The following is a 15,662-nucleotide window of genomic DNA, read 5'->3' on the forward strand; positions in this document are numbered from 1 at the left end:
GCCGACGTTTTAGTCTGCTCCTCGCCGGATTATCGTGATTCAAAAGAAGTCATCCGAATCGAATGGAACAACTTCCCGTTGTTTCGTGATTCGGCAGCGAGCAAGATTCGCTCGTTCGCGTCGACGTAATACGTGACCGCTTCTTCATTGTCGTCCTCACTGAATATCGATGGGTACTTTTCGACCCATTCTGCCGGGACAGCTTCAGGTGACTCTTTCTTGACGAACGCTTGCGCGGTCCGTCCGATGATATCGACATCACCTTCGCTCGAACCGAGCGTCCCATCGTCGAGCCATTTACGAATCTGTTCATTCGTCGCGCGCGACAAGAATGGGTGCGGAGCCACGGCACCGGAGCTCGTCTCTTGACTGTTTGTCTCCTCGCCGTCCGGGTTGAACTCACGATAAACGGTTCCGTCCCACTCGGCCCGGGCACCAACGTTAGGGCCCTCCACGACCTCGGACACGAAGTGACCGTCCTCATCGTATGTCACTTCATATTCACGAACTTCCAACGTCTCGCCGTTTTCCGGCAATTTTTTCTCTTCATAGCCGATTACGACGGATGTATAAAACGGTTCGGCCCGGTTGACGCGGCCCTCGTCGTCTTTCAAGTTCATGATCGAGTAAAAGTTATAGGCGAGCAGGGCGCCGACAATGAGGATTCCCGCAAAAATCACCCAACTCAATCGCTTTTTAACATGTTGTTTCATAGAATGCCCTCCCAATCTTCTTCACTTACTATCCTACACTAGCGAGAGGGTCCTGCAAAACATTTACAACCAAAAAAGGGCCTCAACCGAGACCCTTTCCTTTTATCCGAGCTTATCTTCTTCTTCCTGCTTATACGCTTCAATATACTTGTCCCGTTCGTCTGGTTCATCAGACAAATCTTTGAACAAGGCGACAATCATCAAAATTAACACGAAGATGAACGGGAAAGCGACCAGGATGGCGACCGCTTGTAGCGCTCCAAGTCCACCGACGTATAAGAGCACGGCGGCAATCGATGACTGAATGAGACCCCAGATGAGCTTGATCCGCATCGGCGGCACGAGTTTTCCATTCGTCGACAACATGCCGAGCACGTATGTCGCCGAGTCCGCTGACGTGATGAAGAAGACAGAGACTAAGAAAATGGCGACGACACTAAGGATCGTGCCAAACCCACCAAACGTCTCGAACAAGGCGAACAGACCGACTTCCGTGCCAATCTCGTTAACCGTTGCAATCAAGTTTGCCCCACCGTTCAAATCAGCCCAGATGGCCGCACCGCCAAATACGGAGAACCAGAGCAGACCGAACGAGGTCGGCACGAGTAGAATCCCGATGATGAATTCACGAATCGTACGTCCTTTCGAGACACGAGCGATGAACGTCCCGACGAACGGTGACCATGAAATCCACCAAGCCCAATAGAAAATCGTCCATCCGTTGATCCATTCGCGTTCCACCGGCTCAAACGCTGCCGTCCGGAAACTCATCGACGGTAACTGTTGCAAATATGTCCCGATCGTCTGCGTGAACAAATCGAGGATGAATGCACTCGGTCCGACCATGAGCGTTGCGATCAAGAGGACGATGGCGAGAAAGATGTTCGTATTACTTAAAATACGAATCCCTTTCTCGACTCCCGTCGATGCACTGATCATATAGAGTACCGTTACGACGGCGATGATAATCAATTGGGTCGAGAACGCGTTTGGTACGTTCGGAATCAAGAAGTGAATCCCGCCGGCAATTTGCTGGGCCCCGAAGCCGAGCGAAGTCGCCACACCGAACGCGGTCGCGATGATGGCCAACACATCGACCGTCCGTTTGACCGGTATTTCGTAGCGGTCTTTGACGAGTGAGCCGATGGTCTCCCCGATCGTCGCCGGACGCCCTTTCCGGAACGTTGAGTAAGCAATGGCGAGCGCGATCATCGCGTAAATCGCCCATGGGTGCAAGCCCCAGTGGAAAAACGAATATTGCATCGCCGTTCGGGCATCGCCCTCAGGTGTGCCCGAATCGAATGGCGGCGCGTGAAAATGTGACAGCGGTTCGGCTGCCCCCCAGAAGACGAGTCCGATCCCCATCCCGGCACTGAACAACATGGCGAACCATGACAGATACCCGAATTCCGGACGATCCGTATCTTTCCCGAGTCGAATTGACCCGAACCTCGAGAAGATTAAAAAGATGGCGACGAGTAGAATTCCGGTCGCACTGAGTAAATAAAACCAGCCAAAGCCGTTCGAGAGCCAGCCCTGCAGTTTCGTCGTCACGTTCAAGAGACTGCCGTTACCGAGGACGCTCTCTGGGATGACACCCCAGATCGTGAATAAGACCGTAATGATGGCTGAAACGAGAAAAACGGTCGTCACTTGGCTTTTCCTTTCCATAATCTCACTCCTATTCAATTTTCTTATTTTCATATACGTTTTCCACCGTAACATAGTTTGTAAACCAGACTCAACCCCGCGACGTGCTCGGACGACCATGTCAAAAAAAGTGACGATGGCGTGTCGTCACTCTGGCGGTTTCGGTTCCAAGGACACGATTAACGTCTCGTCAACGACGTAATAGGGCCGTTTCGGCAGTACTTTCAAGTAGCCGCCTTCACGTAATCGAGTCAAATCCAATTGCAGTGTCTGTTGAAATTTTCGAAACGGTATTTTTTTTTCTTGTTCAAAGTATAAATCGAGCGCCCGTTGTACTTGATCCATCTCATAGACCAATTCCCGTTCGTCCTCAGGGACGATATGAAACGTCTCTTTTGACATATAGAACCGCTGTCTCGGTTTACCGGGCAAGTGTTTTTTCAGTCGAGCCAAATCGATTTCTTGCGTTTCGTCGAGCAAGACCGTGCGATTGACGCCTTTCGGTAACGTCTGTTCATATTCATGGATGGCTTCTCGCAACTGCGGAAGCGTGAGGTCGAACTCTTCCTCCGGCACTTCCTCTTTTTGCGTCAGCCGTTGCCACCAGTTTTTACCTGATTTCGTCTGTCGTTCCATACACTCCCCCCTCTCCCCATTCTCTTCCCGATATGAGTCATCCTCTCACCTTTTATTCGCATATTCACAAAAAAAACCTTCCTTTTTGCAAAGGAAGGCTATGTTGCTTATTTCAATTTGTTGCGGAGAACCATCTGCAAGATGCCACCGTGACGGTAATAATCGATCTCGACTTCTGAATCGAAGCGCGCGATGACTTTGAACTCGGTCACTGTGCCGTTCTCGTGTGTTGCTTTGACGTTCAGGATATCACGTGGGCGGACTGACTCGTCGACTTGGATGTCGATTGCTTCTTCGCCTGTGAGTCCGAGTGAGTCAGCTGACTCCCCGTCCATGAACTGAAGTGGCAATACGCCCATCATGACGAGGTTCGAGCGGTGAATCCGTTCGAAGCTTTGCGCGATGACAGCACGGATGCCGAGTAAATTCGTCCCTTTGGCTGCCCAGTCACGTGACGAGCCCATACCGTAGTCGTTTCCAGCGAAGACGACAAGGCCTGTGCCTTGCTCTTTGTACTTCATGGCTGCATCGTACATCGGCATGATTTCGCCAGTCGGCCAGTACGTCGTGAAGCCGCCTTCAGTGCCAGGTGCGACTTGGTTACGGATACGGATGTTCGCGAACGTACCGCGCATCATGACTTCGTGGTTCCCGCGGCGTGAGCCATACGAGTTGAAGTCGAGCGGTGCGACACCTTTCGATTGAAGGTATTGGCCGGCTGGTGTCGTTTTCGAGAATGCTCCAGCTGGTGAGATGTGATCGGTCGTGACCGAATCAGCAAACTTCCCGATGACGCGGAGTCCGTTCAACGCATGTACTTCTCCCGCTTCTGGCTCGAGGTTTTCGAAGAACGGTGGGTTTTGGATATACGTCGAATCGTCCGAGAAGTCATACAAGTTGCCTTCTGGCACGTCGAGGGCATTCCAACGCTCATTCCCTGTGAACACCGTGTCGTACTCTTTCCGGAACGCTTCTGGTGAGACGACATCTTGAACGACCATCTTAATTTCATCGTTTGATGGCCAGATGTCTTTGAAGAAGACCTCGTTGCCATCTTTGTCCGTTCCGAACGACTCGTTCATGATGTCGAAGTTGACTGATCCGGCGAGTGCGTAAGCGACGACGAGTGGCGGTGACGCCAAGAAGTTCGCTTTGACGAGCGGATGGACTCGGCCTTCGAAGTTACGGTTCCCCGAGAGGACCGATGAGACGAGCAAATCGTTCGATGTGATCGCTTCTTCGACTTCGCGGTCGAGTGGACCCGAGTTTCCGATACATGTCGTACATCCGTACCCAACGGTGTTGAAACCGAGTTGGTCGAGGTATGGCGTGAGACCGGCTTTGTCGAGGTAGTCGGTAACGACTTTCGAGCCCGGTGCGAGCGACGTCTTCACGAATTTTGGAACCGTGAGACCGCGTTCGACAGCTTTCTTCGCGACGAGACCTGCTCCGACCATGACATATGGGTTTGATGTGTTCGTACAGCTTGTGATTGCTGCGATCGCCACGTCACCCGTGCGCATGTCGACAGAGCCGTCTGCATAGTTGATAGCTGCTTTCTTCTCAAGCTCGGATTTTTCAAGACCGAAGCCGCTGTGTCCGGCTGGTGCCGTCACGCTATCGACGAACGCTGTCTGAAGGTCTGATAAGTTGATTCGGTCTTGTGGACGTTTCGGTCCAGCAAGCGACGGTTGTACTTTCGACAAGTCGAGCGTGAGCGTCTTCGTGAACGACGGGTCCGCTTGATCTGGTGTGTAGAACAAGTCATTCGCTTTCGAGTAGGCTTCGACGAGGTCGATCAATTCTTCTGGGCGACCTGTCGTGCGCATATAGTTGAGCGTCTCTGTATCGACTGGGAAGAAGCCACAAGTCGCACCATACTCAGGCGCCATGTTGGCAATCGTTGCCCGGTCTGAGAGCGGCATCGTGTGAAGCGATGGACCGAAGAACTCGACGAACTTGCCGACGACTTTCTCGTTACGGAGCATTTCTGTGACGACGAGCGCGACGTCTGTCGCCGTGACACCCGGATTGACTTCACCGATGATTTTGACGCCGACGACGTCTGGTACCGGGAAATAAGACGGTTGTCCGAGCATGCTCGCCTCGGCTTCGATTCCACCGACACCCCAACCGAGGACGCCGAGACCGTTGATCATCGTCGTGTGCGAGTCCGTTCCGACGAGCGAGTCTGGATAGGCGACATTGCCCGTTCCGTCATTCTTCTCGAGGACGACCGACGCCAAGTACTCCAAGTTGACTTGGTGAACGATTCCTGTCGCAGGCGGAACGGCGCGATAGTTGTCGAACGCCGTCTGGGCCCAACGCAAGAACTTGTAGCGCTCTTCGTTACGCTCGAACTCGATGTCCATGTTTTTCATGAGTGCGCCGGCAAAACCGTACGCATCGACTTGGACCGAGTGGTCGACGACGAGGTCAACCGGGATTTCAGGATTGACTTTGTTCGGGTCTCCACCAAGGTCAGCCATCGCCTTGCGAAGTGAGGCGAGGTCAACGACCGTCGGTACACCCGTAAAGTCCTGAAGGACGACACGAGCCGGTTTGAACGGAACATCGATGTCTTTCGAAACTTCGGCAGTACCCCATTTAGCCAAGTTCTCGACATGTTCTTTCGTGATGGCACGGCCATCCTGTTGACGAAGCACAGATTCGAGCAATACGCGAATCGAGTACGGAAGTCGACTAAGTTCCGTCACCCCTTCTTCTTCAAGCTTTTTAAGCCGGTAATAATCGTACGCTTGTCCATTGACCTCGAACTGCGTCCGAGATTTGAAAGCGTCTAATACGTTCGTCTGTTCCATACGATATCCCCCTTTTTGAAAGCGGCGATGCCGGCACGTGCCGTAATCGCTTACTTATCACATGTTTATCATAATACAACTATAGCGTGACGTAAAATACATTCCGTCACAAATTAGTCATAAGTAAAACTTATCAATAGCGTCGGACTCACTGAAACAAGAAAAGACGGCCCTTGGACAAGAGCCGTCTTCAATCATTATTCTGCGCCAATCTCGACGTTGACGTCGAGGGCGTCGACGAGCGTGAGCTCATCTTCATACCGTTCTTTGAAGCGATCGAACGTGAACTCGTTGGCGAACAAGAACACAGGACGCTCCCAACGATCCGTCACGAGCATGTTGCGTGAGTCCTGGAAGGGCTTGAGCGCCTTCAATTCCTTGTCCTTCACCCAACGTGCGACGCTGTACGAGACCGGCTCCATACGGATGTCGACGCCGTATTCGTTGTTCAAGCGATACTCGAACACTTCGAATTGGAGTTGACCGACCGCACCGAGATAAATCTCGTTGTATTCGTTGCGATACACTTGAATTGCTCCCTCTTGGGCGAGCTGCTCCACACCTTTGTGGAAATGCTTCGACTTGAGCGAGTTGATTGGCGAGACGCGCATGAACAGTTCAGGCGGGAACGTCGGCAACGCCTCAAACGCGATTTTCTGTTTCGACGTCGTGATCGTGTCGCCGATTTGGTATGTCCCCGAATCGTAAATCCCGATCACGTCTCCAGCGAACGCCTGATCGACCGTTTCCCGGTCGTTGGCCATGAGCTGCGTCGATTGACTCAATTTGATTTTCTTCCCTGTCCGCGTGAGTGTGACGTCCATGCCGCGCTCGAACACGCCCGAACAGATGCGGACGAAGGCGATGCGGTCACGGTGGGCCGGGTTCATGTTCGCTTGAATCTTGAAGACGAAGCCGCTGAAGTCTTCTGACGTCGGGTCGATTGGACCGACATTCGACTTACGGGCCTCAGGGGCCGGTGACATGGCGAGATAGTGGTTCAAGAACGATGTCACGCCGAAGTCGACGAGGGCCGTCCCGAAAAAGACCGGAGTCAATTTCCCGTGCTGAATCGCATCGACTTCGATTTCATTGCCGGCACCGTCGAGAAGATCGATTTCATCTCGAAGGTTCGTCAAGTTCTCTTCCGTCAAATAATCGGCGAGAATCGGGTCATTGACGCCGTCCTCGTTCAACGTGAGCGTCCCTTTCTCACCCCGGAACAAGTGGACTTCGTTCTTCAGGCGGTCGTACACCCCTTCGAACTGCATCCCGCTCCCAATCGGCCACGTGACGGCGACCGAAGGCATGCCGAGCACTTCTTCGAGCTCTTCCATGAGTTCGAGCGGATCTTTCGCTTGGCGGTCCAATTTGTTCATGAACGTGAAGATTGGAATCCCCCGCATCCGACAGACTTGGAACAATTTCTTCGTCTGCGTCTCAATCCCTTTGGCCGCATCGATGACCATGACGGCGCTATCGACCGACGTCAACACACGGTACGTGTCTTCCCCGAAATCGTTGTGTCCGGGCGTGTCCATGATTGAGACGACCTTATCTTGATAGACGAACTGCATGACCGATGACGTGACCGAGATTCCACGTTGTTTCTCGATCTCCATCCAGTCAGATTTGGCGTGTTTAGAGTTTTTACGGGCTTTGACCGTCCCCGCTTCACGGATGGCTCCCCCGTGAAGGAGCAATTTCTCGGTGAGCGTCGTCTTACCGGCATCCGGGTGCGAGATGATGCCGAAAATACGCCGCTTCTCAACTTCTTGTTTTAATTGGTTCATGTATGGCTCTTTCCTTTCTGAACATTACGATTTACACTGGCTCTTGCTCATTGCAACGCTATCTATTCTAACGAAGCCCGCGCGTTTCGTCCATCTTTATAGTAAGGAACGGATAGCTGTAGCTTTTGTATCGCGCCCCTTTTTTGTATACTTAGCTTGAATGATCGTGAAATGACAGAACGGGGGAAAGACGATGCCAGAAAACTTGGTGATGTATTTCATTGTCTTCTGGGGATTCGTGATGATCGGGTTGATGTCGATCGGCGGCTACTTCATGTTCCGCAAATTTTTAAAACGAATGCCGAAAGAAGACGGGCGCTCACTCCTCGACATCGAGGATGATTACATCGACAAGACACGCCACTTATGGACACCGGAGACGCGTACATTGCTTGATCGTCTCGTCACACCGGTACCGGAGCTGTTCCGCGACGTCGCCATCCGAAAGATTGCGGGCAAAATCGGACAGTTCGCTCTCGAGACGCGGGCCCGTGAAATGACGACTGAGCTCGTCGTCAAAGGCTATATCGCCGCGACACCGAAACGGGACCATAAATTTTTAAAAAAGGCGCTTGAAGAAGAACAAATCGACTGGAAAATGTATCAACATTATTTCCAACAATGATGAAACGAGATGCCGGCCTTGGGCTTGGCATCTTTTTTTGTCTTCACCAGTTCAACTAAGTTATACGAAACGGAAATTGTGCCATACGAATACTAAGTCCAAAGTACCTTTTTTGGACGGATTAATTATTCTTAAATACCGTTCATAATATAGACAATATTAAAAACGATTACAATAAAGTGGTATGACCAATATTAGTATAACATGCATGGGTTTTAGCAATAAAAATGGATAGCTTTTCCTTTATTTACATTTCTATAATGTACGTATCTTGATTCCAAAAGGAGGTTTTCCGATGCATGATGTCACGCACGTCACGCGAACTGACAGCACTCGCTCCGCCGAAACAATCGTCGAGAGCCCTTCATTCCACAAGTTGATGCAAGAAAAGAACCGGTTCATTGTTCCATCCATCATCTTCTCACTCATCTTTTATTTTACGTTACCAATCTCCACGAGCTACTTCACGTTCTTGAACATCGCTGTCGCCGGTGAGATCACTTGGGCCTGGGTGCTCGCCTTCGCCCAATTCTTCATGACCTGGACGTTTTGTGTCATGTATAGCCGCCGGGCCCGCCGCTTCGACGAGCTCGTCGCAGCCATCAAACAAGAGGAGGAGGGACGATGAACTGGACAGCTATTCTTCTATTCGTCGCGATTGTTGGACTCACGCTCGTCATCACATTTTTCGCCGCCCAAAAGACAAAGACCGCAAGCGACTTTTATACGGCCGACGGTGGTTTGACCGGATTCCAAAATGGTCTGGCCATCGCCGGTGATTATATGTCGGCCGCTTCATTCCTCGGGATTGCCGGGATGATTGCCCTCGCCGGGTTCGATGGGTTCTTTTACTCGATTGGTTTCCTCGTTGCCTACCTCGTCGTCCTATATTTGGTCGCCGAGCCGCTCCGTAACCTTGGAAAGTATACGATGGCCGATATGATTGCGGCACGCTTCAACAAGCCGCGCGTGCGAGGGGTTGCCGCCATGAATGCTATCGTCATCTCCATCTTTTATATGATCGCCCAACTCGTCGGCGCCGGGGCACTCATCGAGCTCTTGCTCGGCATCCCATACACGACGAGCGTCATCGTCGTCGGAATCTTAATGACCGTCTATGTCGTTTTCGGGGGGATGACCGCGACATCATGGGTACAGATCACAAAAGCCGTCTTGTTGATGATCGGGACCGCCATCATTTCATTCCTCGTGTTCGCCCGCTTTGACTTCTCCGTCTTCACCATGTTTTCCGAGGTCAGTAAGGCGACACCGCTCGGGGAGAGCTTCTTGAACCCTGGCAACAAGTTCAAGCTCCCGCTCGATACGATTTCACTCAATTTGGCACTCGTCCTTGGGACGGCCGGTCTACCGCACATTCTCATCCGCTTCTTCACGGTCAAGGATGCACCGACGGCACGACAATCCGTCGTCTATGCGACATGGGTCATCGGTGCGTTCTACATACTGACGATCTTCCTCGGATTTGGGGCCGCCGCGTTCGTCGGATCGGACGCCATCGTCGCCGCCAACCCGGCCGGGAACATGGCCGCGCCTCTCCTCGCCCAAGTGCTCGGCGGTGACTTATTGTTCGCTTTCGTGGCCGCCATCGCCTTCGCCACGATTCTTGCCGTCGTCGCAGGACTCGTCTTATCGGCGGCCTCGGCGTTCGCCCACGACTTTTATGGTCATTTCATCCGGAAGGGCGAAGCGACCGAAAAAGAACAAGTCACAGCGGCCCGGATCGCTTCAATCGCGGTCGCACTCGTCTCGATGGGACTCGCCTTCTTCGCCCAATCGATGAACGTCGCATTTCTCGTCTCTCTCGCATTCGCTGTCGCTGCCAGCGCGAACTTGCCGGTCATTTTGTTCACGATTTATTGGAGACGGTTCAATACGGACGGAGCCGTGTTCGGCATGGTCGTCGGATTATTCTCGTCGCTTTTCCTCGTCGCCATCAGCCCGAACGTGTGGGCACCGGATGGCTCGGCAATCTTTATCGGTGAGGCGTTATTCCCGCTCACGAACCCGGGAATCGTCTCGATCCCGCTCGGCTTCCTGGCCGCCATCGTCGGGACGTACGTGACGAAGTCGGACGAAGTCGCCGGAAACTTCGAACGCATCCTCGTCAAAGCGAACACCGGGATCGATGCCGAGACGGAAGCTGCCATGACGAAAAAATCTTCATAATCGACAAAACGGCGTCCCTCGCGAGGGACGCCGTTCATGTTGAAGCGATTTGTTTATATTTTTGGTACATGGCGATGCGCCATGGGACGATCATGCCCCAGGCAATCAAATAGAACAGTCCGCCCGTCGCGAAAATATTGACTTCGTCTCCGAGAAACGCCTTCATGACCGTCCGAATCGCCAATAAGACGAAGACGACGATAAAGAACGCTTTCGAGCGGGATAAGTACACCTCACCATCACGTTTCTCGAAGTTCGATGTCTTGATGAGAAATACGCTGAAAATCAATCCGACGATTAAAGCTTCTCCGACCTCGAGCCAAGTCAATCGAAACGCCGGGACGAGAAATTGCAACATCCCGGTCGACATCGCCAAGGGCGGAATCAAGATCTTTTTAGCATTCGTCGGACGTGCTGATGCTTTGACGCGAACGAAGCTCGCAATCAGGCCCATCATTAGTGCGACGAGGGTCGATCCCCAAAATATCGACATTCGGTCAACCCCTTTTAAAATCCGGTGAATCCTACTAATTCGCTCATCCAAGCAGCGAAGCGATTCATGCCATCAAAATATAATACGACGCCGAAGGCCATCATCAAATAACCTCCGAATTTTGCCACCTTGGCACTGTTGCGCGCCAAGTATTTGATTTTCCCGACAAATCTCGCCATGATGAGGAATGGGATGGCGAAGCCGATGACGTACGCCAACATATAGCCCATCCCTTGACTCGGGTTCGAGGCCGCGAGCGCGATGACACCGGCAAGAATCGGTCCGGTACACGGGGTCCATCCCGCCGCGAATCCAATTCCAATCAATGCCGTTCCAAAGTAGCCGCTTTTACGCTCCCCTAAAGCGAGCTTTTTCTCGCGCATCATGAAACTAGGTTGCCAAAGTCCCGCCAAAAAGACGCCGAATACGAAGATGAGGATGGCACCGAACATGCGCAAACTATCCTTATATTGAATGAACACGTCGGCAATGAGCGAGGTCGACAGACCGAGCACGAGGAAGACGATCGAGAAACCAATCAAGAATGAGAACGTGTGAAACCAGGCCGTGCGTTGTCGCAGTCCCTCGCTCTTTAAATCAGAGACTGAGACCCCAGTGATATACGATAAAAAGACTGGATACAACGGTAGCGTGCACGGCGATAAAAATGATAAGACGCCCGCCCCAAATGCGAGCCAAAGTGTGACTTCCATGCGATCTTCCACCTTTCAGCCCCATTATAGCGAAAACCTTTTCAAAATGCTCGCATCTTTTTCCGAGCACCTTACATGATTGAATTTGTAATCTTTGAAATGGAAATGAAACTTGTAAACGGTAGTGTTAGATGCTAAGATTTGGATATTCTTATTAGTCAGTATCGATCTTACAACGATGGGGGAAACACCGTGGCGGTCATCACAGCTGAAAACTTACATTATGCCATTGAACAGAAACGCGATGAACTGTATGAAATCGCCTCGCAGCACAGTTGGACGTCTCCAGAAGTGATTCATGTCAGCCAAGAATTGGACAAGCTGATTACACGTCACGTCCTAGCCATACACGCTTCAGACCACATAAATTAATCGAACCAAACGGCCCGTCCTTCCTTGAAGTGGCGGGCTTTTTCCATGGAAAAAAGACACCTTGACGGTGTCTTTTTTGTAATTTATGACATCAGACGTTGGCCAGATTGAAGTTCGTACATCTTTTTGTACAGCCCATCCTGTTTTAAAAGCGCCTGATGGTTACCTCGTTCGACGATCTCACCCCGATGAAGGACGAGAATCAAGTCGGCATCTTGAATCGTCGACAGACGGTGAGCGATGGCAATCGTCGTCCGTCCCCGTCTCATCCGATCGAGGGCGAGCTGGACACGCTCCTCGGTCTCGGTGTCAATCGAACTCGTCGCCTCATCTAAAATCAAAATCTTCGGGTCACGGGCGACCGTCCGGGCGAAGGCGAGCAGTTGCCGTTCCCCGCTCGAGAATGTCGCGCCGCGCTCACCGACCGTATGTCCGTAACCGGCCTCAAGCTTCTCGACGAACGTATGAGCTTGCACGAACTCGGCCGCTTCCCGGACTTTGTCCGAGTCGATCGTCGGATTGAACAGTTTCAAGTTATCCTCGATCGTCCCTGTGAACAAAAATGGATCTTGGAGCACAAGCCCGACTTTGGCTCGGAGCTCGGCTTCCTCGAACTGCTCGATCGGATACCCGTCGATCGTGATTTGGCCTGATTGATACGGATAGAACCGGGTCAACAGGTTGATGATTGAACTCTTTCCGCTACCCGTGTGACCGACGAGGGCGACCGTTTCGCCTGGTTTGGCGACGAATGATATCTGTTTCAATACATCGACTTCCCCATCGTAGCTGAACGTGACGTTCTCGAACCGGACTTCCCCGGAGCCGATTTCGGCAGGACCGGCAAGACTCTTTCCTGGAGCCGGTTCATCCGTGTCCAAGATTTTGAAGACACGGTCCGCCGAGACGACCGCCTGTTGAAACTCGCTCAAGCGTTGCATGATGTCGAGCACCGGACGGAAGATGCGCTCGATGTAGCTGATGAAGGCATAGACGACCCCGACCTGCACTTGCTCGGTCGTTGACAAGACGCCGTAATAGCCGAGCAGCCCGATGATGGAGAAGGCGAGCAACAATTCGATAATCGGTCGCAACAACATACTGTCGAGCTTCAAGTTCCGATAACGTGCTTCTTGGTGGGCCTCGTTCGTCTCTTCGAATTGGCGGACAAGCCGCTCTTCTTGACGAAACTGTTGAACGATTCCCATCCCGTTAATCGACTCATTCAACTGTCCGTTCAATTGTGACAGCAGATCACGCACTTGCGCGAAGTACTTCGTCGAGTAGCGACGATACACCCAGATGATGAGCCAGAACAACGGCACGAGCACGAGCCCCATCGTTGCGAGCGTCGGTTCGAGGATGTAAAGGAACACGTATGTCCCGAGCAGCTGCACGGCCGATTGGACGAACGTGCTCATCACTCCGACGTACAGCTCCTTGACCGCCTCGGTGTCGTTCGTAATCCGCGAGACGAGTACGCCTGCTGGCGTCCGGTCGAAATAGGCGAGCCGCATGCCCATGACGTGACGGAAAATATCCATCCGAATGTTTTGAACGATTTTTAAGGCGATTTTTTGGAATGAAATCGACTGTAAATAGTCGAAGATGATCGCCGACACATGCAAGACCAAATAAACGACGAGCAATGTGACGACCCAGTTCGTCGGATAGACGCCTGGCGTCACGAACTCATCAATAAAGACCTTGATTAAAAACGGTCCCGCGAGCTTTGCACCGGTGGCGAGCAACAAAAAGACGAAAGCGAGACTGAGTGGGCGTGAGTAACGATTCGTATACGCCAATAGACGTTTGATGACCGCCCATTCCTGAACGTCATGCTTCATGGTGGCCACCCCCTTCTACGATTGCTTCGAGCTGTTGACGATCATACGTATCTTTGTACCATCCCGGTTCGCGAATCAAGTCCTGATGCCGGCCTCGTTGGATGATACGACCGTCTTCGAGAACGAGAATCTCGTCGGCGTGCTCGACCGCAGACAGTCGGTGCGCGACAATCAACCGAGATTGATCGGGATTCCCGGCCCGGAAATGCTCGATGATCGCTTCTTCCGTCTTCGCATCGACGGCGGAGAGAGCATCGTCTAGAATCAATACGTCTGCCTCGATCATGAGGGCACGTGCAATCGAGATGCGTTGTTTTTGGCCGCCCGATAGCGTCACGCCCCGTTCGCCTACAAGCGTGGCATAACCTTCTGGTAACCGCATGATGTCATCATGCACTTCGGCGATTTTAGCTGCTTCCATAATCTCGTCAAGTTTTGCTTCCGGTTTACCGAACGCGATATTGTTTGCAATCGAGTCGCTGAACAAGAAGTGGTCTTGCGGGACGACGGCGACCTTGTCGAGCAGAAGTGACTTTTTCACCTGTCGGATATTGATGCCCCCGATTTTAATCGTGCCGTCATGGACGTCATACTCCCGCGTCAATAACCGAACGATTGTCGTTTTACCGGAGCCTGTCCGTCCGACAATTCCGAGCGTGCGACCGCGTTCGATTCGGAACGACACGTCTTGTAAGACGGGTGTCTCGTCATAGCGGAAGGCATGAATGTCCGCCTCAATCTCCGAATAGGCAAGTTTCGTCGCCGCCATCGGGTCATCTTGAATCTCAGGTTTGACGGCGAGCATTCGCTCGATTCGGTCATAAGACGCACGACCGCGTTCGACGATATTGAACAGCCAGCCGAACGCAAGCATCGGCCAAGTGAGCAAACTGAGATACGCCGTGAAACTGACGATTTGACCGATTGTCAGCTCGCCTTGTTCAATCAAATAGGCACCATAGCCAATCGATAGGATATACGAGAGGCCGACGATTCCGAAGATGGTCGGGTCGTATAGTGCATCGATTTTGGCGACGCGGACGTTCTTCGCCATGACCTCGTCGGATAACTTCTCGAACGAGTCGACGTCGCGGCCGACTTCCCCGGCCGATTTCAATACCCGGACACCGCTGACGCTCTCTTGGACTTTGTCATTCAGTTCGGAGAACGCCGCCTGAGCGACCCCGAACCGATTATGTAATAGTTTGCCGTATCGTGTCGTTAACGCGACCATGATTGGCAGCGGCAACAGCGCTACGACCGTCAACTTCCAACTAATCGTCGTCACCATCGTGATGATGACGAACGTCCCCATGGTAATGCTGTCGACGAGCGTCAAAATCCCCGCACCCGCCGTCGTCGAGACGGCTTGGACATCGTTCGTCGCATGGGCCATCAAATCCCCGACCCGCGACTTCTTATAAAAACGTTGATCTAAATCGGTGAAATGGCGATAGAGCTGACTCCGCAACATCCGACCGAGCCGAATTGAAGCCCCAAAGATGAAGTACCGCCAGAAGAAGCGGGCCACATAGTTTCCGATGCCGACGGCCGCGAGCCCGCCGAGCAACATCCACAATAAATCTGTTTCGAGCGATTCTCGGTTGATCTCATCGACGATTCGGCCGATGATGCGTGGCGGCACGAGTTCGAGCGCCGCAACGAACATGAGTAGGACGATACCGAGCGCATACGTCCGCCATTCGAGCTTGAAGAACCAAGCCAATTGTTTGAATACACGAATCTGAAACACCCCCTATGTTGTCTTGAATTCAGACTATTCTTTTAGATTAGCGAAAGTTTGTTCGATT

13 protein-coding genes are annotated in these 15,662 nt (G+C 52.2%); 4 read left to right on the forward strand and 9 right to left on the reverse strand.

What is annotated here, in order from left to right; all coding sequences use genetic code 11:
• Positions 1–29: 29 nt before the first annotated feature.
• The 5 genes from KNP71_RS03185 to KNP71_RS03205 all read right to left on the reverse strand — a co-directional run bounded on the left by KNP71_RS03185 (position 30) and on the right by KNP71_RS03205 (position 7,614).
• Positions 30–713, reverse strand: a complete 684-nt coding sequence (locus KNP71_RS03185; RefSeq protein ID WP_131471206.1) for a hypothetical protein — start codon at positions 711–713, stop codon at positions 30–32.
• 102 nt (positions 714–815) lie between these two features.
• A complete protein-coding gene (locus KNP71_RS03190; protein WP_214829990.1) occupies positions 816–2,384 on the reverse strand; it encodes a BCCT family transporter in 1,569 nt (522 codons plus the stop codon).
• Between the two features lie 126 nt (positions 2,385–2,510).
• The gene (locus tag KNP71_RS03195; RefSeq protein ID WP_214714777.1) at positions 2,511–2,999 is read right to left on the reverse strand and encodes a DUF3939 domain-containing protein; all 489 of its coding nucleotides are present in this window, start codon (positions 2,997–2,999) and stop codon (positions 2,511–2,513) included.
• A gap of 107 nt (positions 3,000–3,106) precedes the next feature.
• On the reverse strand, positions 3,107–5,821 hold the full coding sequence (gene acnA / locus KNP71_RS03200) for an aconitate hydratase AcnA (RefSeq protein ID WP_214829993.1): 2,715 nt from the start codon (positions 5,819–5,821) through the stop codon (positions 3,107–3,109).
• 197 nt (positions 5,822–6,018) lie between these two features.
• Positions 6,019–7,614: a peptide chain release factor 3 gene (locus tag KNP71_RS03205; RefSeq protein WP_058763801.1), complete on the reverse strand. Its 1,596-nt coding sequence runs from the start codon at positions 7,612–7,614 to the stop codon at positions 6,019–6,021.
• A gap of 193 nt (positions 7,615–7,807) precedes the next feature.
• Between KNP71_RS03205 and KNP71_RS03210 the strand changes: the two genes are divergently transcribed.
• The 3 genes from KNP71_RS03210 (at position 7,808) to KNP71_RS03220 (ending at position 10,426) form a co-directional block, all read left to right on the forward strand.
• The gene (locus tag KNP71_RS03210; RefSeq protein WP_034777781.1) at positions 7,808–8,239 is read left to right on the forward strand and encodes a DUF2621 family protein; all 432 of its coding nucleotides are present in this window, start codon (positions 7,808–7,810) and stop codon (positions 8,237–8,239) included.
• A gap of 295 nt (positions 8,240–8,534) precedes the next feature.
• Positions 8,535–8,867 carry a DUF485 domain-containing protein gene (locus tag KNP71_RS03215; RefSeq protein ID WP_138859342.1) on the forward strand — a complete coding sequence of 111 codons (333 nt, stop codon included), beginning with the start codon at positions 8,535–8,537 and terminating at the stop codon, positions 8,865–8,867.
• Positions 8,864–10,426, forward strand: coding sequence for a solute symporter family protein (locus KNP71_RS03220; protein WP_138859341.1), 1,563 nt, complete (start codon positions 8,864–8,866; stop codon positions 10,424–10,426). The genes KNP71_RS03215 and KNP71_RS03220 overlap by 4 nt, the downstream gene beginning before the upstream one ends.
• Positions 10,427–10,460: 34 nt before the next feature.
• Here the strand turns inward: KNP71_RS03220 and KNP71_RS03225 are convergent, their stop codons facing one another.
• Both KNP71_RS03225 and KNP71_RS03230 read right to left on the reverse strand, forming a co-directional pair.
• A complete protein-coding gene (locus KNP71_RS03225; RefSeq protein WP_034779932.1) occupies positions 10,461–10,913 on the reverse strand; it encodes a CcdC family protein in 453 nt (150 codons plus the stop codon).
• Between the two features lie 20 nt (positions 10,914–10,933).
• A complete protein-coding gene (locus tag KNP71_RS03230) occupies positions 10,934–11,632 on the reverse strand; it encodes a cytochrome c biogenesis CcdA family protein (RefSeq protein WP_114166290.1) in 699 nt (232 codons plus the stop codon).
• A 192-nt stretch (positions 11,633–11,824) separates the two neighbouring features.
• Between KNP71_RS03230 and KNP71_RS03235 the strand changes: the two genes are divergently transcribed.
• Positions 11,825–12,004 (forward strand): aspartyl-phosphate phosphatase Spo0E family protein, encoded by a 180-nt coding sequence (locus KNP71_RS03235; protein WP_034777785.1) that lies wholly within the window; start codon positions 11,825–11,827, stop codon positions 12,002–12,004.
• Between the two features lie 83 nt (positions 12,005–12,087).
• Here the strand turns inward: KNP71_RS03235 and KNP71_RS03240 are convergent, their stop codons facing one another.
• Positions 12,088–13,851: an ABC transporter ATP-binding protein gene (locus KNP71_RS03240; RefSeq protein WP_214829996.1), complete on the reverse strand. Its 1,764-nt coding sequence runs from the start codon at positions 13,849–13,851 to the stop codon at positions 12,088–12,090.
• Positions 13,841–15,595, reverse strand: coding sequence for an ABC transporter transmembrane domain-containing protein (locus tag KNP71_RS03245; protein WP_214756657.1), 1,755 nt, complete (start codon positions 15,593–15,595; stop codon positions 13,841–13,843). Before KNP71_RS03245 ends, KNP71_RS03240 begins: the two co-directional genes overlap by 11 nt.
• Positions 15,596–15,662: the final 67 nt, after the last annotated feature.

Origin of the sequence: Exiguobacterium sp. s56, from assembly GCF_018618255.1 — a bacterium.
In the GTDB taxonomy this organism is placed as follows: domain Bacteria; phylum Bacillota; class Bacilli; order Exiguobacteriales; family Exiguobacteriaceae; genus Exiguobacterium; species Exiguobacterium chiriqhucha.

Bases quoted from the DNA above. Each gene is read 5' to 3' on its own strand.
- KNP71_RS03185 (WP_131471206.1), bottom strand. From the start codon at position 713: ATGAAACAACATGTTAAAAAGCGATTGAGTTGGGTGATTTTTGCGGGA.
- KNP71_RS03190 (WP_214829990.1), bottom strand. From the start codon at position 2,384: ATGGAAAGGAAAAGCCAAGTGACGACCGTTTTTCTCGTTTCAGCCATC.
- KNP71_RS03195 (WP_214714777.1), bottom strand. From the start codon at position 2,999: ATGGAACGACAGACGAAATCAGGTAAAAACTGGTGGCAACGGCTGACG.
- acnA (WP_214829993.1), bottom strand. From the start codon at position 5,821: ATGGAACAGACGAACGTATTAGACGCTTTCAAATCTCGGACGCAGTTC.
- KNP71_RS03205 (WP_058763801.1), bottom strand. From the start codon at position 7,614: ATGAACCAATTAAAACAAGAAGTTGAGAAGCGGCGTATTTTCGGCATC.
- KNP71_RS03210 (WP_034777781.1), top strand. From the start codon at position 7,808: ATGCCAGAAAACTTGGTGATGTATTTCATTGTCTTCTGGGGATTCGTG.
- KNP71_RS03215 (WP_138859342.1), top strand. From the start codon at position 8,535: ATGCATGATGTCACGCACGTCACGCGAACTGACAGCACTCGCTCCGCC.
- KNP71_RS03220 (WP_138859341.1), top strand. From the start codon at position 8,864: ATGAACTGGACAGCTATTCTTCTATTCGTCGCGATTGTTGGACTCACG.
- KNP71_RS03230 (WP_114166290.1), bottom strand. From the start codon at position 11,632: ATGGAAGTCACACTTTGGCTCGCATTTGGGGCGGGCGTCTTATCATTT.
- KNP71_RS03240 (WP_214829996.1), bottom strand. From the start codon at position 13,851: ATGAAGCATGACGTTCAGGAATGGGCGGTCATCAAACGTCTATTGGCG.